The sequence below is a fragment of the Clostridium sp. genome, assembly GCF_050717515.1.
Lineage (GTDB): Bacteria > Bacillota > Clostridia > Clostridiales > Clostridiaceae > Clostridium_AD.
Genome location: NZ_JBOITL010000032.1, coordinates 219,546 through 237,101, shown reverse-complemented (window position 1 = coordinate 237,101; position 17,556 = coordinate 219,546). Strand labels below are relative to the sequence as shown.

18 protein-coding genes are annotated in these 17,556 nt (G+C 32.1%); 4 read left to right on the top strand and 14 right to left on the bottom strand.

The annotated features are described in order from the left end of the window. Window positions 1-78: 78 nt before the first annotated feature. The 8 genes from ACREV6_RS17090 to ACREV6_RS17055 all read right to left on the bottom strand — a co-directional run bounded on the left by ACREV6_RS17090 (window position 79) and on the right by ACREV6_RS17055 (window position 7,072). Window positions 79-1,512, bottom strand: a complete 1,434-nt coding sequence (locus ACREV6_RS17090; protein WP_431579248.1) for an MFS transporter — start codon at window positions 1,510-1,512, stop codon at window positions 79-81. A 108-nt stretch (window positions 1,513-1,620) separates the two neighbouring features. Continuing rightward, on the bottom strand, window positions 1,621-2,355 hold the full coding sequence (locus tag ACREV6_RS17085; protein WP_431579247.1) for an amino acid ABC transporter ATP-binding protein: 735 nt from the start codon (window positions 2,353-2,355) through the stop codon (window positions 1,621-1,623). After that, window positions 2,327-3,112 carry an amino acid ABC transporter permease gene (locus ACREV6_RS17080; protein WP_431579246.1) on the bottom strand — a complete coding sequence of 262 codons (786 nt, stop codon included), beginning with the start codon at window positions 3,110-3,112 and terminating at the stop codon, window positions 2,327-2,329. The genes ACREV6_RS17085 and ACREV6_RS17080 overlap by 29 nt, the downstream gene beginning before the upstream one ends. 9 nt (window positions 3,113-3,121) lie before the next feature. Further along, the gene (locus tag ACREV6_RS17075) at window positions 3,122-3,934 is read right to left on the bottom strand and encodes a transporter substrate-binding domain-containing protein (protein WP_431579245.1); all 813 of its coding nucleotides are present in this window, start codon (window positions 3,932-3,934) and stop codon (window positions 3,122-3,124) included. Window positions 3,935-3,962: 28 nt separating this feature from the next. Next, a complete protein-coding gene (locus tag ACREV6_RS17070) occupies window positions 3,963-4,760 on the bottom strand; it encodes an energy-coupling factor ABC transporter ATP-binding protein (RefSeq protein WP_431579244.1) in 798 nt (265 codons plus the stop codon). Then, window positions 4,753-5,598 (bottom strand): energy-coupling factor ABC transporter ATP-binding protein, encoded by an 846-nt coding sequence (locus tag ACREV6_RS17065; protein ID WP_431579243.1) that lies wholly within the window; start codon window positions 5,596-5,598, stop codon window positions 4,753-4,755. Before ACREV6_RS17065 ends, ACREV6_RS17070 begins: the two co-directional genes overlap by 8 nt. Further along, complete coding sequence (locus ACREV6_RS17060) at window positions 5,595-6,362, bottom strand: energy-coupling factor transporter transmembrane component T family protein (protein WP_431579242.1); 768 nt, start codon at window positions 6,360-6,362, stop codon at window positions 5,595-5,597. Before ACREV6_RS17060 ends, ACREV6_RS17065 begins: the two co-directional genes overlap by 4 nt. Before the next feature lie 107 nt (window positions 6,363-6,469). Further along, entirely contained in the window at window positions 6,470-7,072 is a 603-nt protein-coding gene (locus tag ACREV6_RS17055) for an ECF transporter S component (protein WP_431579241.1), read from the bottom strand. 505 nt (window positions 7,073-7,577) lie between these two features. On the opposite strand from ACREV6_RS17055, the gene ACREV6_RS17050 reads away from it, so the two are divergent. From ACREV6_RS17050 to ACREV6_RS17035, 4 genes are all read left to right on the top strand, one after another. Then, complete coding sequence (locus tag ACREV6_RS17050) at window positions 7,578-8,651, top strand: putative NPN-dependent ornithine cyclodeaminase (protein WP_431579240.1); 1,074 nt, start codon at window positions 7,578-7,580, stop codon at window positions 8,649-8,651. 77 nt (window positions 8,652-8,728) lie between these two features. After that, on the top strand, window positions 8,729-9,814 hold the full coding sequence (locus ACREV6_RS17045; protein ID WP_431579239.1) for a putative NPN-dependent ornithine cyclodeaminase: 1,086 nt from the start codon (window positions 8,729-8,731) through the stop codon (window positions 9,812-9,814). Between the two features lie 117 nt (window positions 9,815-9,931). Next, entirely contained in the window at window positions 9,932-10,396 is a 465-nt protein-coding gene (locus ACREV6_RS17040; RefSeq protein ID WP_431579238.1) for a MarR family winged helix-turn-helix transcriptional regulator, read from the top strand. Window positions 10,397-10,507: 111 nt separating this feature from the next. Next, window positions 10,508-11,089 (top strand): NAD(P)H-dependent oxidoreductase, encoded by a 582-nt coding sequence (locus tag ACREV6_RS17035; RefSeq protein ID WP_431579237.1) that lies wholly within the window; start codon window positions 10,508-10,510, stop codon window positions 11,087-11,089. Window positions 11,090-11,212: 123 nt separating this feature from the next. Here the strand turns inward: ACREV6_RS17035 and ACREV6_RS17030 are convergent, their stop codons facing one another. From ACREV6_RS17030 to ACREV6_RS17005, 6 genes are all read right to left on the bottom strand, one after another. After that, window positions 11,213-11,365, bottom strand: coding sequence for a hypothetical protein (locus ACREV6_RS17030; protein ID WP_164949478.1), 153 nt, complete (start codon window positions 11,363-11,365; stop codon window positions 11,213-11,215). A gap of 529 nt (window positions 11,366-11,894) precedes the next feature. Further along, complete coding sequence (locus ACREV6_RS17025) at window positions 11,895-12,791, bottom strand: ATP-binding cassette domain-containing protein (protein ID WP_431579236.1); 897 nt, start codon at window positions 12,789-12,791, stop codon at window positions 11,895-11,897. Next, window positions 12,781-13,809, bottom strand: coding sequence for an ABC transporter ATP-binding protein (locus ACREV6_RS17020; protein WP_431579235.1), 1,029 nt, complete (start codon window positions 13,807-13,809; stop codon window positions 12,781-12,783). The genes ACREV6_RS17025 and ACREV6_RS17020 overlap by 11 nt, the downstream gene beginning before the upstream one ends. 74 nt (window positions 13,810-13,883) lie before the next feature. After that, on the bottom strand, window positions 13,884-15,389 hold the full coding sequence (locus ACREV6_RS17015) for an ABC transporter substrate-binding protein (protein WP_431579234.1): 1,506 nt from the start codon (window positions 15,387-15,389) through the stop codon (window positions 13,884-13,886). 132 nt (window positions 15,390-15,521) lie between these two features. Beyond that, window positions 15,522-16,427: an ABC transporter permease gene (locus ACREV6_RS17010; protein ID WP_431579233.1), complete on the bottom strand. Its 906-nt coding sequence runs from the start codon at window positions 16,425-16,427 to the stop codon at window positions 15,522-15,524. Then, window positions 16,418-17,371: an ABC transporter permease gene (locus tag ACREV6_RS17005; protein WP_431579429.1), complete on the bottom strand. Its 954-nt coding sequence runs from the start codon at window positions 17,369-17,371 to the stop codon at window positions 16,418-16,420. Before ACREV6_RS17005 ends, ACREV6_RS17010 begins: the two co-directional genes overlap by 10 nt. Window positions 17,372-17,556 lie beyond the last annotated feature (185 nt).

The following is a 17,556-nucleotide window of genomic DNA, read 5'->3' as shown; positions in this document are numbered from 1 at the left end:
TTGTTTGCTACTGCTTTAATAAAAGATTATTATAAATAATACCACCTACACCTGGCTTTGTGTAGATGGTATTATTTTTTAAGTATTCAACTTTTCAGCAATCTTTTTTTGAATATCTAAAACGCTGGCTCTATTAAGATTATAACCTGAGATGCTTAAAAGTGCTGCTATAAAGCTTAAACCTGATCCTATGCTTAGCATTAAGCCAAGAATAATTACGGTACTTTCAGTTTGAAGTGGAAGGCTTGCATCGAATTTTACTAAATCTAGTACAAAACCTATAAGTAGCAAGGTTATAGATTGAGAGAGTTTATAAAACAATGTTAGACAACCATAATAGCTCCCTTCAGCCCTTTTTCCAGTATTAAGTTCATCTAAATCAATGACATCTGCAATCATTGAAAAAGGCAGAGTAAATAATCCCCCTGTACCAAAGCCAGCAAGTACTGAAAATGGAATGAAGTAAAATGCATTACCCCTTATACTGTCCTTCATAAACACTAGTATAAGAAAAAGTAAGCTACTTATAATGCAAAGTATAATACCTAAAACCATGGATGGCTTCTTATCTAATTTTTCAGATGCCATGGACCATATAGGCTGGGATAATATAGAAACAAGAAGCTGTATTCCAACTATAATGGCAATTTGCTGACTACTTAGGGAAAATGTGTAGGTAAACACATGTAACCCTGTATTTGTAACCAGTGCTGAAGCTATGTTTGTAAACATAAATGCAAAAGCCACATATCTAAAGCTTTTGTTAATAAAAATCCCCTTAAAGGCTTGTAGCAGAGTTTTTAGCTTTGCATCGCTAACTCCCTTCTCAGCATGCCCACTTAGCATAGGAATATATTTTTTTGTAGAGCAAAAACAAACAAGTGCAAAGATAATAATTAAAATTGATGAAAAAACACCCATAGAACTATAGGAACTAGGGTTTAGTTGCCCTGAAGGAAACTCTGGAGTATAACGAAAAAAAACAAACATTCCAAAAACTGATACAAATGCGAGTCCAAGAAGAAAGAAAATAGTTTTAATACCTTGAATGCTAGTTCGTTCATTATAATCATTAGATAATTCAGCACCAAGAGCAGTATATGGAGTTACATAGATTGTGCTGAAGGTTTTGATTACTATTATTAAAAAGAATATAATAGCAAACTTTAAATAATCGGATAATCCTGAGCTTATATTCCATAAAAGGTAATTAGATATTCCTAATCCTATACCCCCTATAAGTATATATTGATGTCTTCTTCCAAAAAGTTTAGATTTAGTCATGTCTGAAAAGTACCCCATTAAAGGATCAGTGATGGCATCCCAAATTATACTTAGGCTTACAGCTAAACCAACTAGGCTACCAGGTATATTAAGAATAACCGTACAGTAAAAAACTAAATAGGTTCCTATAACTTGACTAGAAATACCTGTGCTGAAGTTTCCAGACCCATAACCTATTTTATCTAATAGAGGAATTTTTCTGTGGCTCTTGCTTTGAAATTTATTCAAGATAACACTCCTTGTTTTGTATTATTATTTTAGATATCTTAAATAAAATATTCAGTCAAATTTTTGCGTTAGAAAATAGCACTACTTTACAAAAATTGATGAAATTTTTTATACCTTCCACTCAAGTATCTTGTTTAAAAAAGCCTTTAATTGATCTGATTTTGGAGACTTAAATGTCTCGGTGCTCTTACCACTTTCAATTATTTTATTGTTTGCTAAGAATATTACATTTTCACAAGCATTTTTAGCAAAGCCCATTTCGTGCGTTACAATTATAGTGTTTAGCCCATCATTTTGAAGCTCACCTAACATATTAAGTACTTCTGAAGTATATTCAGGATCAAGTGCTGAAGTTGGTTCATCTAGTAATAAAAGCTTTGGTTTTATAGCCACGGCTCTTGCAATAGCTATTCTCTGCTGCTGTCCCCCTGAAAGTTGAAATGGATATTTATCCTTTTCTTCGGATAATCCAAACCTTCTAAAAAGCTTATTTACTGTTTCTATCGCTTCAGATTTATTGATACCAAAGGTGTGTATAAGTGGAAGCGTAACATTTTCCATAGCTGTAAGATGTTCAAAAAGTCCTTTAGACTGAAATACAAAACCAATATTCCTACGATAAATTTGTAGCAGTTTTTCATTGAAATTGATTTCCTGCCCATCAATATGCATTTCTCCACTATTTGGTAAAAGCAGTCCACCAATAATACGAAGCAAGGTGGACTTTCCTCCTCCTGAAGGACCGATAATGGCAATGGAGTTAATATCATCTTCAAAACATACATCCTGAAGTACTACCCTTTTGTCGAAATTTTTACATATGTTTCTTAACTCTATATTCATGCTTATATCTCCTTTCAAACCATGTAGATACCATTGATACACTAAAGGTAAGTATAAAATATAAGAACCCAACAAATATATAATTCTCAAACATTCTAAAGTTATCTGCGGATATTTCCTGTATTGTTTGAGTAAGTTCAATTACAGCAATTACAGAAAGTAGTGAAGAATCCTTTATTATAGATGAAAATTGACCTGCAAGTGCTGGTAATATTCTAGACATTAAAATTGGGAAGGTAACAAGCTTAAAAGTTTTTAAAGGTGTAAGTCCAATAGCTTTTGCTATTTCATATTGCTGACTATCGATGCTTTCAAGGCCCCCTCTTATAATTTCAGAAATATATGCCCCTTCAAATATAGACAGAATTATAATTCCAGCTAAATATCGATTGTTAATCCCCCAAGCTGTGCCAATAATATAGTAGAAGAAATAGATTTGCACCAAAAGTGGGGTTCCTCTTATTAAGTGTACATAAGTCTTACATAAATAACTTATTATTAGTATCTTTGAATTCTGAGCAATAGCAGTTAATGAACCAATAAATAAACTTATTATTAAACTTCCAATAGATATTGCTATGGTCATTAAAAATCCCTGCCATAACCGCTGTTTGTATTGAAGCAGAGTTGTAAAATCTAATTTCAACCCAATTGAACCTATAGATAACCACATAAAACAAATAAGCATTGCCAAAACACAAATGGCACTTAGAACTTTATTAATAACTGTTGGATTTTTGTTACTTGTATATTTCATATTTTCTCCTTAATCAAAAAACCATGGAAACCCAAGGTTGTCAAATATCTTCTTTTCCTCTGACATATATTTAGTTGTAAGCTTATTAAATCCACCATCTGCCTTATATTTTTTTATAAAATCATTTATTTTATTTAGCAGTTCAGAATTCCCCTTATTAACAGCCACACCCCAATTTTCACTTTCCTGGAATGGTATTAGAATAGCTTTTGTAGTTTTTTTATTAGATTGATTCTGACGGTAAATTGTTAGTTGATCATAAATAAAAGCATCTGCTTTACCTTGTACAATTTCTGTAACACATGCATTTTCTGATGAAAGTGCATTTATTTTTGCTTTTGTCAATTTTGCTGTAGCATATATATATCCTGTGGTACCTTTTTTAACATCTATAACTTTACTTTCTTGATTTAAGTCTTCAATCTTAGTTACATCAGAATTATTATTCACTAATAATCCAAGATAGGAGTGAGCATATGGCACAGAAAAGTCCACAACCTTTCTCCGCTCCTGCGTAATAGTCATAGAGGATATAACTGCATCTACCTTGCCAGTCTGAAGTGATGGAATAAGTCCATCCCAATTGGTATTCTCAATTTTTACAGGTCTTTTTAAATATTCACCCAAAGCTTTTGCAAAATCTACACTTACACCACTTGGATTTCCCTGTGTATCTTTTGTCTCAAAAGGTGGATATGCAAGTTCCATCCCTATTACTAAAGTTTTATCTTCAGTATTTACATTGTTTTTTTTTGATGTGCACCCTATAAATAGTGTTCCTATCAGTATAAATATTAATAAAAATGATAATGATTTTCTCATAAGCACATAACCCCCTATAGTAGTATCACTAGTTTTTCTTATAATCTATAAATTCCTCAACAGTTAAAAAAGTTTCTTTTACACCTAACCTTTGACACAATTGAGTTACGTTTGGCGCTTCCAAAGAAGCATGTTCAAGTTCTTCTTTATGTGAATATATCTCTCTTGTACTTCCATCTAACAAAATATTTCCTTTAGCAAAGACCACTACTGCTTCAAAGGTTTCGGAAACAAAGTCCATATCATGCGTTATGGCAAGTACAAGCGTGCCTTTAGCACTTAAATCCTTGATTATACTTTTAATTTTTTCTTTTCCATAATAATCTTGTGCAATAGTTGGTTCATCAAAAATTATTATTTCTGTATCCATAGCCAGAATAGACGCTATACTTATTAGTTTTCTTTCAGATAAACTAAGATCATAGGGATTTTCATCTATTTTTTCATATAATCCAACTGATTTAAGAGCCTTTATAGAATTTTCTTTAGCCTTTTTAGGTGTTTGACCTATATTTAATGGCCCAAATATAACTTCCTCCATAACTTTATTTTTAAATATTTGATCATTAGGATTTTGAAACACTAATCCTATGTATTTTGCAAGTCCTGCTACAGTAGACTTCTTGGTGTTTATACCATTAATTATTACATCACCAGAGGTAGGCTTAAGCAAACCTTTTAATAACTTTACAAATGTAGTTTTTCCAGCTCCATTTTGCCCAATGATAGCAGTAGACCTACTATCAAAGTCTAGATTTATTCCTTTTAGTATTTCTTCATTTTCCCCATAAGAAAATTGTAAGTTTCTTACTTCTATCTTATTCATTATAGTTCACCACCAAATCGTAAGCTTCATCTATGGTAATTGGGTACAGTTCTGTTATTTTGTTCTTTACCCCAAGGCCCTTACATATTTTAGTAAAGGCAGGAGCAGTTACTCCATAATCCTCTAAGTCTCCTCTTGAAAATATTTTTTCTGGTATATCAAAATCTACTATTTCTCCCTGGTTAAGTAACATGACCCTATCAGAATATTTAGCTATTTTCTCCATCTTATGTTCTACCATTACTACTGTCATTCCTTCTTTGCTTAAATTTTGAATGGCTTTAAATACTTCTTCTGAGCCTTGCGGATCAAGTTGTGAAGTTGGCTCATCAAGTACAATGATTTCTGGTTTCATAGCTATAATACTTGCTATAGCCATTCTCTGCATTTGACCTCCTGATAAATCAAATGGATTTCTATCCTTAAATTTATATATATCTAGAAGTTTAAGAGAATGTTCTATTCTTTCTCTCATCTCTTCTCTTGAAATACCCATATTTTCAAGTCCAAAGGCTATTTCTTCATAAACTGTTAGTTTAGAACCTGTGACTTGAGTAAATGGATTTTGAAATACAATTCCAACTTTTTGAGATAACTCACTTATTTCACTTTGTGAAACCTCAAGTCCATCTACAATAACACTGCCACCGTAAGCACCTTTATAGAAATGGGGTACAAGACCTACTAGAGCTTGACATAATGTTGATTTACCAGATAAATTCTTACCCACTATACCTATAAATTCACCTTTGTCCACTTCGAAGGATATTCCCTTTAAGGCTAGTTCATTTGTTAATGGATACCTATATTTCAAGTTTTCCACAATTATTTTCTTCATATCAAAACCCTCCAAACTACAGCTAATAAAAGTAAAAGTATTAAAACCACTTTTATTATTTTGTTATAACTACCCTTTTGTTCTTCATTTAAAAAAGTTTTGCTTGCTTTAGAATTAAATGCTCTAACTTCTAGTGCCATAGCTCTCTCTCTAGTATTTATTAGTGAATTCATAACTACAGGGCCTATTAATGGCAAAAACGCTTTCATTCTAACAGTTAATTTTCCCTCTGTTTCCATACCACGAGACCTTTGGGCATCTGTAATAGTTTCCATAGTTGAAGTCATTTGAGGTATTATTTGAAGTACAGAAGATAAAACATAACCTATTTTAGGAGATAGTCCTCTTCTTACTAAGCACTCAATTAAATCCGAAGGTTTAGTAGTTAATACTAAAATTGCAAAAGCACATAAAATATTTATTACCCTAATGCATATTTCTAAAGCAAATAAAAGACCTTCCTTATAGAAAATAGCCTTTCCTATATGAAAAGTGGGAGTCTTGTTTTCAGCGTTAAATAGCCCTTGTATAACAATAATTGAAAGTAGAATTATCATACTAAAACTTATAAGAGGTATTACTTTTTTAAATACCTTAGCTATTAATAGTAAAATAAGACTAATGCTCATGCATAATAGCCCTATTGTTTTATAGGGTAAAATTATAGGAATTGCTATAGATATAATTATATATAACATCTTACTTATAGGATCTACTTTATGTACTACAGTATCTTTTTCTTGATATAAACTTAATGCTTTCAAGATTTCTCACCATCCTTATGGTAGGAGTAAAATTAAATTAGGAATTGACACCACCCGTGATAAACATTATTTAATGTCAATTCCTAGTTATATTAGTTCTTATGATTTTATAATCGTTCTATGTTATTATCATTACTATATAATATGGTAAGTTTTTTTGGTAATACTTTAAATACACCATAGGCTACTATTACAGTTGCTATCTTATCAGGTACATCTACTATAAATTCATCTAAAAATGAAGCTAACCATACTGGAAAATAATTTGCAATTAAAGATGCAAACGCAGCATCTCCCCATATATTACCAGTTTGCCCTCCCCAAAATATTATGTTTATGGGCGTAGATACTATTGCAGATACACAAGCAGCAATCAGACCAACTACTATAGCCTTGCCAATACTTTTAATCCATCCCTTGTATGTCATAATACCAACAGTAAGTCCTATAGCAATACTTGTTAACGCATAAATAAATGATATAGGATCCATAGTGAGTCCATATATAATGTTATTAGTTGCACCAACTATAGCCCCTACAATAGGTCCTGCAAGCATACTTGCAAGTACTGTACCTATAGCATCAAGCCAAAGTGGCAACTTTAGAACTCCCGCAAACAACTTACCAATATAATTTATACCAACTGCTGCAGGAATAAGTACTATTGATGCTGTGGATAATTTAAAGTTCCACATACTATTTTTTTTCATAATTAACCCCCTAAAATTTTTTTTTAATTTCAGATAGCTTCAAGAACAGTATAAAACAGAAGTTGCCCAATAATTATTACTCATACAAATTCTACTTTATATTTTCATATGATTATATACTTTTAAATTATAGCTTGTTCATATACTAGTTATACCATAATTTATAAATATTAACACGTTTTATAATTTTCATATTATTTATTTTCATATTAATTTCACTTTAGAACTCTCAAAAAAAATAACAATTTTATAATATTTGTGCGATACAAAATATTTTATTTTTTGACTTATGACTTGATCATAAATCCTGATTTTGTTAAACTTATAACACAATTATGTCATTTTTTACAAAAAACAACATCAAATATATAAAATAATCCATAATTAGACCTGAAAATCTTAGTTATACTTTATTTTTATATAATTATTAGTTATAATGAATTGTATTTTATAAAATAATCTAACCATTATTTTAAATACATTAGACTAAAGGAGGAACTTTCAAATGAGTTTTCAATTACCAAAGTTCGCAGCAGTTGATTTCACACAAGATTTTCTTGTTAAAGCACCAGATGTTAGAATAAGTGAAGTTAAAAAAGATGGAGTTGCTCCCAAAGGTTTCTTAATAACTTCTATATTGCCTGAATATTTTAAAGTTAAAGGACAGTGGGTACTTCCAACCCAAACATCTATAGAATGTGCTGCTGTTGTTCGCGATGACAACACTGTAGAAATTGTGGAATTTAGAAACCTTAAGACTTACGATAAGGTTGTTTTAGGAAAATCTAAAGATGGAAATGAAGGTATATACCAGTATACTGGTGGTTTTGATAACTTACCAAATGTAGGCCTTGGGAGATCTGTTGAGTCTTCATTTTCAAGGGATTATAGTGAATTATATGAATTACTAGAATATGAAAAACAAAATAATGGATATATAGTATGGGTTCTAGGACCCGCTGTTGTTTTTGATTACGATACTCGCGCTGCACTATCCGCCCTTGCTGAAAATGGTTATGTAAACGCTCTTATGGCTGGGAATGCTATGGCAACCCATGATCTAGAGGGAGGGCTTTTGGGAACGGCCCTTGGTCAAAATATATATACTCAAGAATCTGTTCCAATGGGTCATTATAACCATTTAGATCTAATAAATGAGGCTAGACGCGCAGGTTCTATAGACGCATTACTGAGTGAAGGAAATATAAAAGATGGATTTATGAAAACTTGCATAGAGAAGGATATACCTATAGTTCTTGCTGGTTCTATAAGGGATGACGGACCACTTCCACCTGTTTATCATAATGTATCTTGTGCCCTAGATGCTATGAAGAAGCAAACAGATAAAGCAACAGTAGTAATTTGTCTTGCTACGGTTCTTCACTCAGTAGCAGCGGCAAACTTAGCTTCATCTTATAGGGTTGTAGATGGAAAAGTAAGACCGGTATATTTTTACTGCGTAGATATTGCTGAATATGCAGTTAATCAAGTATCTGTTGCTAGAGAATACGTAGGTGTTAAGACAATAGTTACTAACGTTCAAGATTTTGTGGTTAATCTTCAAAAAAACTTAAGTTAGTATACCAGCTTTAAAGAAGATGATTTAATTCTAAACGCACTAACATACATTACTATATTAGTAGGAGGAGATTTTAAATGAGTTTTATTTTACCAAAGTTTACACCGCCGGATTTCTCGCAAGATTTCCTTGTTAATGCTCCAGACTGCACACTTGAAGAAGTAATTAAAGACGGCGTTACTCATAAAAATTATCATGCATTATCAATATATCCTGAATATTTTAAGATTAAAGGCAAGTGGGTAATAGCGAGTGAAAGCCGTATGGATAGCGTTGCAGTTGTTACTGCAGATGATGACATAAATGTTGTGGAATTTAGAAATTTAAAGCTTGGCGATAAAGTTGTCGTAGGCAGAACGGAAGATGGAAGTGAAGGTATATATATGTATACTAGAGGCTTTGTTACTGATGATTCAGATGCTGATACCTTTGCATTTAGAAGTGGGAGATCAAGAGAAACAGCTTTCTCTAAAGATTACGATGAATTATATGAAATTATGCAATATGAAAAGGAACATGATGGAAAAATAGTTTGGGTTTTAGGACCTGCAATTGCATTAGATGACAAATCAAGAGCTGCCTTTGCCTCACTAGTGGAAAATGGTTATGCTCAAGCTGTTTTATCTGGAAATAACCTTGCTACTTATGATTTAGAAAACGGAATGTTCAAAACAGTTTCAGGTCAAGAAACTTTTGAGTCTCGTGAAAATGCTCATTATAACTATATAGCAACTATAAATGAGGCTAGAAGCGCAGGATCCCTTGAAGAGCTTATAAATTCAGGTAAAGTTAAGGATGGTATAATAAAAGCTTGCATAGACAATGATGTTCCTGTAGTCCTTGCCGGTAGTATAAGAGATAGATATACACTTCCAGGTGTTTATGATAATGTGTATGAATCTCAAAATGCTATGAGAAAACATACTAGAAAGGCAACTATGCTTATATGTTTATCATCAGTACTTCATACCATAGCTGCCGGAAATATGACTCCATCCTACACTGTAAAAGATGGGACTGTTAGACCAGTATATATATATTCTATAGATATACAAGAGTTCTCTGTTAACAAATTATCTGATAGAGGAACATTAGAAGTTAAGACCTTAGTTACAAATATCCAAGACTTTATAGTTAACGTAGCTGAAGGATTAATCAAGTAATTGAAAAAGCTATGATCATGCATGCAATTTAAATTAAGTCTATTTAAATTAAAAGACGTAGATAGTTGAGGATTAATTTTAAAACTTTCTACGTTTTTTTTTGCTATTTTTTAATAATTGATTATTGACAATACTTTGATATCAAAGTATAATGGAAATATGAAAACAAATAAAACAATTTACTTAATAGGAAGAATACGAGAAAAAGCAAATCAATTTATTCTGAAAGAGTTAGAACAGATAGGCTTTGTAGATATAGCACCCTCTCATGGAGATATCTTAGCCACTTTGTTTCAACATGGCGAATGTACTATGACTAATATTGCAAATAGTATTCATAGAGATAGATCTACTGTGACAGCGCTAGTAAACAAGTTGATTAAATTGGGCTATATTTCATCAAAGAAAGATACAACTGACAGCAGGTCAACAATTATTTTCTTAACGAAAAAAGGAGAAGAATTAGAACCGAATTTTAAAGAAATTTCACGCAAACTTTTTGAAGTTGAATACAAAAATATAAGTGAAAATGAGAAAAAAATTTTTGAAAGTGTATTAGAGAAAATTTATAATAACTTCTAAGTTAGAATAAATTTTTTTAGCTATATACTTGGACATCAAATTATATTGATAGTAAATATCGATGCCCAAATAAGTAATAATATAAGATTATAAATCTAGGAGGAATTAATTATGAATAATTTAGTAGTTTTTGCACATCCAAATTCAAAGAGTTTTGGGAAAAGTATAGTAGATGCCGTTGTAAATGCATCTGTAGAGAAGGGCGCTAACGTAAGAGTTAGAGACCTATATGAAATTGGATTTGATCCAATACTTAAACCAGCAGACTTTGAGGCTTTCCAAAGTGGAAAAGTTCCAGACGATATTTTAGCAGAACAAGAGCATATTAAATGGGCTGATGTTATTACTTTTGTTTATCCTGTTTGGTGGACATCATTTCCTGCTATGCTAAAGGGATATGTAGATCGTGTGTTTTCCTATGGATTCGCTTATGAGTATATAGATGGAGTCCCAAATGGATTATTGAAAAGCAAGAAGGGATTATTATTTTGTACTACAGGTACACCAAGTAAAATGTATTCTGCAAATGGAATGCATAATTCAATGAAACAAACTACAGATCAAGGTATATTCAATTTTACTGGAATAGAAGAAGTAAAACATACTTTTTTTGGAGCTGTTCCTACTGCATCTAAAGAAACCCTTGGGGATTATTTAAAGGAAGTATCTAATATAGTTAAAGAAACTTTATAATAAGAGCAAAAAAGTATCAAGAATATTAACATCTTGATACTTTTTTTATTGAATTTTATAACGTCAGGCTTTTGCAGTAATTTCCCTTGTTATTTATGATAATTTCCATTCTAAACATATAGATTATTTGCCATATAACCCTTGACCACCTGATGCTGGACTTTGTGATCCGTAAATCTTTGCTCTCTTAGTATTTTTTTGCTGTGAAGACTTTACTTTTTTCTCTTCAATAATTTTTTTCATTAGTTCCATGCTTTTGTTCATATCATTTTTCATATTTTTTACCTTCTTTTTTTTATTTTTTACATCTTTTACATTAAAAAACTAACTGATACCCTCTAAATTAATATTAGCAATAAATATTTGCAAGGTATGATTTGTTATTTTATTAATCTATTATACCCCAAAAACAGTCCTTTAGGTTACACAAATTAACTAATATATATTTTACTCAAAATACATATATCTAAAATATTATCAATAATCATAAATTTCCAGTTTATGTTGTGGAATATGCTCTCTATAATATACTAGTATTTATGGAATCATTTTTAAATTTACAATTAATTTTTAATTTAGTCACACTAACGACACATAAAATTGTTATTATAAATATATAGAAAGTAATTGATTTTTTTAATTAGAGTCCCCCTTTAATTAAATATAAATTTAATAATACCCCTTAAAAGAACTGGTGAATATAATCAGTTCTTTTTTATTGTATAAAAATTAGCAAGTAAAAAATTGTTCTCAGCTACTTATTTTTTTAATAAAAAAATAGCCATTTGAGTTCGATCATATTTTATTATTGCAGCACAAAATGGCCTTCTGATACTTCTACCAACTGACTTGTTTCTTCCAAAAGATCATCATTAATGGGATTATATTTGATACGAGTTCTCTTTTGGGCACACTGTGGATCTGGAACAAGTATTGACGAAAACAATGCTTTTGTATAAGGATGAATGGGATTTCGATATAATTCCTTAGTTTCGGCCAGTTCAACAATTTTCCCATGATACATAACGCCTACTCGATTGCATACATATTTCACCATAGCCAAGTCATGTGAAATAAATAAACATGTCAGACCCTTGTCTCTTTGAAGCTTTTTGAATAAATTAATAATCTGCGCTTGAATTGAAACATCTAAAGATGCAATAGGTTCATCCGCAATTATGAATTCTGGATCAAGGCTAAGCGCCCGCGCAATTCCTACACGTTGTCTCTGTCCACCTGAACATTCAAAGGGATAGCAATCCTGATAAATCTTATCTAGTCCCACTAAATTCATAAGCTTGTAAACCTTCTCCATGCGCTCTTCTTTATTCTTATACAATTTTTGAATTATAAGAGGCTCCTCAATAATTTCTTTTATTGTCATTCGTGAATTTAGAGATGAGGTTGAATCTTGAAATATGATTTGCATATTTCTATTTATAAACTTTTTTTCAGCTCTATAAATTTTACGATTTGAAATAAGCTTTCCCCTATAATAGATTTCTCCCCCTGTTGGCTTATAGATATTAATAATGCTTCTACCCGTTGTTGATTTGCCTGAACCAGATTCACCCACTAGTCCAAATATTTCTCCTTTGTAAATATCGAAAGATATATCATCAACCGCTTTACTTACAGTATTTCTATCTAATTTGAAATATTGTTTTAGATTTTTGACTTCTAATATTTTTTCAGTCTTCATTTTGCATCACCCTAAATTCTTGAAATCTAATGGGCGGCTTTATTTTTGGAGCATCTTTGTGTAACAGCCAAGTTGCAGCACTATGGGTATCGCTGATTTTAAACATAGGTGGCTCAGCCAGATAATCTATCTTTAATGCATATTTGTTCCTCTGTGCAAATGCATCACCTTTTGGCGGATTCAATAAATTAGGTGGCATTCCTGGTATGCAATTCAAATTTGCCTCATCAGAATCTATATTAGGTAAAGAACACATTAATCCTAAGGTATAAGGATGCCGTGGATCATAAAAAATATCTTTGCTAGTACCTATTTCAACGATTTTTCCAGCATACATAACTGCAATCCTTTGGGCTATTTTGGCAACAACCCCTAAATCATGTGTGATAAATATGATTGATATCCCAGTTTTTATTTGTAATTCTTGAATAAGCTCTATTATTTGTGCTTGGGTAGTTACATCTAAAGCAGTGGTTGGTTCATCAGCAATTAATACTTTTGGTTTGCAGGCCAGTGCAATTGCAATAACACTTCTCTGTATCATTCCCCCAGAGAGCTGATAGGGATACTGATGGAATCTTTTTTCTGCATGGTCAATCCCAACAAGCTCCATAAGTTCTATACTTTTCTTTTTTGCTTCACTTTTGCTAACCTTTTGATGAATCAATACCGCTTCTATGATCTGTTTGCCAATAGACATAGTAGGATTTAAAGAAGTCATAGGATCTTGAAGGATCATAGATATCTCCCTGCCTCTAACCTTATCCATAGACTTGCCTTCTAAATTTATTAAATCCTCTCCATTAAGAATAACTTCTCCACTTTTTATACAGCCATTCTCTGGAAGTATGCGTAAAATACTTTTACATAATACGGATTTTCCGCAGCCTGATTCTCCAAGTATGGCTAAAACTTCTCCTTTTTTCAGCGAAAAAGAAACATCTCTAACCGCTTGCACTTCACCTGCCTTCGTTAAAAAGCTTACAACTAAATTATTTACTTCTAACAAATCCTTCATAACCTCTCCTATTCTTTAGAAACCACAAAGGAGCCCTATGCACCATTGTGGTTTCACTTTGTTTTCTAAAGTTTCTACTCAATTATCCAATCTGAAATATTCCAGAATATGCCCACACCATGATGTCCCAAAACTGTTTCTGAGGTGATTCCTTTTATATTAGGCTTTGCACCATATAATGCATCGATGTATGCTATAAATGTATATGGCATATCCTTGGTTAATTCAATTTGGAATTCCTTATAATATTTTAATCTTTCAGCGTTCACATCAGTTTCTCTTGCCTTGCGTAATAACTCATCAACTTTAGTATTTGAATAACTACTGTAGTTATTCCCTTTACCCGTTACAAACACTTTATAAGTGTGGTCGTCCGGGTCAAAAGGACTTCCCCAGCCAATCAGGTACGCATCTTGATTTTCCCAATCAATTTTTGGCAATACGGCCACCTTCATATTTACACCAATTGCCTTAAGCTGTTGAGCACAGATATTCGCCATATCCACTCTGACCTGGTCTCCTTCTTGGCAGTTAATAGTAAATGATAATTTCTTAGCATTCTTTACATATATGCCATCCGGGCCAAGCTTCCAACCCGCTTTTTCCAACTCTTTTTTTGCTTTTTCTGGGTTATAGTCAAATTTGTCCATGTTCGGATTATTATATTCTCCAACCTGAATTGGTGAATAGGCTACTTTTCCGCGACCTAATAAAACGCTGTCTAAAATAGCTTTTCGATCAATAGCATAACTTAAGGCATTTGGCAATTCTCGATTTTCTTTAAATATAGGACTATTAAAATTATACAAAATACCTCTGTAGTCTGACGTTTTCATATCATAGACAGTAATATCCTTATTATTTTCAAATTGTGCTGCATCCTGGGGTACAATCTGTGCTAAATCCAATTCTCCAGATTTTAATTGCAAGGCTCTAGCTTTGGTGTCCTGCACAATTTTAAATATTACTTTATCAATTTGCGGTTCTTTTTCGTAGAAATCTTTATTTTTTTGGAGGGTAATGCTTTGTCCTTTGTCCCATTTTTCCATTTTAAATGGACCCGTTCCCGTTGGAGATTGATTAAATTTATCTGTTGCAATATCTTTCCCCTCTAATAGGTGCTTAGGTAAGATACCTATTGTTAAATAATCCAGCATGGCTATGTTTGGTGCTTTTAAAGTTATTTTTAAGGTAGTCTTGTCCACCACTTCAATCTTTGTGATATCTTCATAGTTTGATGCTATTTCCGAAGAATTCTTAGGATTCATAATTGTTTCCAGCGTAAACTTCACATCTTCCGCCGTAAAAATTTTACCATCATGCCATTTAACATCATTTCTTAATATAAAAGTATATGTATTTGTAACTTTATCACTGGTCCAGCTTTTTGCAAGTCCGGGAATAATCTTATTGTTTTTGTCATGGGCAGTAAGTCCACTGAAAATCAGGGAATTAATTTCTCCATGTTCATATAATGCTGGATTAATACCTGAATAATCCCCACTTCCATAAACTAAAACCTTTTCATTGGATGCGGCTTTCTTCTCACCACTCCCACCACAGCCAATAAGTAAAGCCATACTCATTGCCAGTGTAAATCCCCAAATAATCGTTTTTCTAAATTTCATCATTCTCCCCCTAAATGTTTGTTATGTATATTAAATTTCAATATTTATATTGCGTATTGCAAATAATATTGACACTTTATATCTTTATAAGTTGCTAAATTCTTTATTGTTTTTCTTCCTTACATAATTCCCTATATTTGTGATGCAAACCAATGTAACCACCAAAAACATACCTGGAATCAAGATAATCCACCAATAATTTGATAATAGTGCTTTTTCCGAAAGGGAGAGCATACTACCCCATGAGATAATTTCAATGGGAAGACCTATTCCTAAAAAGCTCAAAGTTGATTCTATTGCAATGGCGCTTCCAACATTGGTTACCACCATAAACATTATTGCTGAAATGAAATTTGGTAGCAGATGTCTCTTTAAAATATAAAAAAATTTACCCCCTGCACACTTTGCTGCTAAAATGTAACCACTATTTCTAATTTTCCTTACCTCGCTTCGTACAATTTTAGAAACATTCATCCAACTAGTAATTCCAATTACAATGGCAATGGATACTGGACTCGCCTTACCTATCATTGCTTGAATGAAAATCACGGTCAAAATGGATGGTATACTAAGTAGGATTTCAGTAAATCGCATCATCATATCATCTATAAGTTCTGAGGCAACACCACTGATGCTTCCATATACAACTGCCATTGTAGTTGATATTATTGTAGCAAAAACCCCGATAAATAAAGAGATTTTACCACCATACCAAATCATAGTAAAAATGTCTCTGCCCAAAGAATCCGTACCAAAATAAAAGGTGAAGCTCGGAGGCACATTAATATTATTTAAGTCCATATAAGCAGGATCTAATTTAACTATTTTCCCATAAAAAACACATCCAAGGATTATTATCAGCAATACTCCTATTGAGATATAAGGTTTTTCTTTCAGGGTTTTTTTAAAGCTTTTTTTTTGCGCTACTTTTATCTCCTCTGAAAGATAATTTTCTCCAACTATTTCAAAGTCGCTACCTTCTATTGCCAATCCTGCTCCCCCCCATCATGTTTCATTCTAGGATCTATTTTATCGTTAAGTACTTGTGATAGCATATTTACGAAAACCACCAATATCCCCGTTATAAGGCAAAGCAACATCAACATATTATAATCATGATATTTAGCACTCTCAAAAGAGAGGGAACCGAGTCCAGGGTAAGAAAAAACTTTTTCTACCACATAAGTTCCTCCTAAAATATGAGGAACGGATATTGCCATAACACTAATATAAGAGGGCATAATATTTTTCAAACAATGTTTATATACAATTTTCTTTTTACTTAAACCCTTGATTTTGCATAATAACACGTAATCTTGTCTGATTTCTTCCACTAATTTATTTCTAATCATATAGGTATAATACCACAGGTGGCTAAGTATCAGCACAGTTAAAGGCAAGACAAGATGCTCTATTCTACTTACAAGGCTATCTGACTTACCCATTGCATATGCACCACTTGAAGGTAATATCCTTAAATTAATACTAAAAACCAATATTAATATTAGCGATAACCAAAATGCTGGAATACAGGTAGTTATAACACCTACTTTACATATAATTTTGTCAATGATCTTATCTTCATGTAGTGTGCAAAAAATTCCTAAAAGCAATGCAAACAAAAATGTGAATATATAACCAAGCCCACCCAGTATAATTGTATTTTTATAAACATCTCCAATTACTGTGGTAACGTCCTGTTTATATTTATAAGATATACCGTATTCTCCATGAGCTGCATTTGATAACCAGCTAATATATTGTTTATATATAGGTTCATTTAGTCCCAACTTTTCCATTGCATCCAATTTTTCTGTAGTATTCATCCTTTCAGCACCTTCCCCATAATAAGACATCAGAGGGTCCCCAGGTGACAACCTTGCCATATAAAAAACAATTATAGACAACAGAAATATAACAAAAATAAACTGCATTACTTTTTTCCCCATGTAAATTACATCATTCACAACATCCTATCCTTTCATTAAGGTACATAAAAAATATAAAAACCACGAAAGTTCTGGTGCTTTTTCAAAATATAAAAAAAAGCAGAACCTTCGTGGTTTAACTTAAATAGTTATTAAATTGTTTTTCAAAAAAAAATTGCCTTATCCCTAAA

Coding starts and splice junctions, on each gene's coding strand:
- ACREV6_RS17085 (WP_431579247.1), bottom strand. CDS start 2,355: ATGAATATAGAGTTAAGAAACATATGTAAAAATTTCGACAAAAGGGTA.
- ACREV6_RS17080 (WP_431579246.1), bottom strand. CDS start 3,112: ATGAAATATACAAGTAACAAAAATCCAACAGTTATTAATAAAGTTCTA.
- ACREV6_RS17075 (WP_431579245.1), bottom strand. CDS start 3,934: ATGAGAAAATCATTATCATTTTTATTAATATTTATACTGATAGGAACA.
- ACREV6_RS17070 (WP_431579244.1), bottom strand. CDS start 4,760: ATGAATAAGATAGAAGTAAGAAACTTACAATTTTCTTATGGGGAAAAT.
- ACREV6_RS17065 (WP_431579243.1), bottom strand. CDS start 5,598: ATGAAGAAAATAATTGTGGAAAACTTGAAATATAGGTATCCATTAACA.
- ACREV6_RS17055 (WP_431579241.1), bottom strand. CDS start 7,072: ATGAAAAAAAATAGTATGTGGAACTTTAAATTATCCACAGCATCAATA.
- ACREV6_RS17050 (WP_431579240.1), top strand. CDS start 7,578: ATGAGTTTTCAATTACCAAAGTTCGCAGCAGTTGATTTCACACAAGAT.
- ACREV6_RS17045 (WP_431579239.1), top strand. CDS start 8,729: ATGAGTTTTATTTTACCAAAGTTTACACCGCCGGATTTCTCGCAAGAT.
- ACREV6_RS17035 (WP_431579237.1), top strand. CDS start 10,508: ATGAATAATTTAGTAGTTTTTGCACATCCAAATTCAAAGAGTTTTGGG.
- ACREV6_RS17030 (WP_164949478.1), bottom strand. CDS start 11,365: ATGAAAAATGATATGAACAAAAGCATGGAACTAATGAAAAAAATTATT.
- ACREV6_RS17025 (WP_431579236.1), bottom strand. CDS start 12,791: ATGAAGACTGAAAAAATATTAGAAGTCAAAAATCTAAAACAATATTTC.
- ACREV6_RS17020 (WP_431579235.1), bottom strand. CDS start 13,809: ATGAAGGATTTGTTAGAAGTAAATAATTTAGTTGTAAGCTTTTTAACG.
- ACREV6_RS17015 (WP_431579234.1), bottom strand. CDS start 15,389: ATGGCTTTACTTATTGGCTGTGGTGGGAGTGGTGAGAAGAAAGCCGCA.
- ACREV6_RS17005 (WP_431579429.1), bottom strand. CDS start 17,371: ATGCAGTTTATTTTTGTTATATTTCTGTTGTCTATAATTGTTTTTTAT.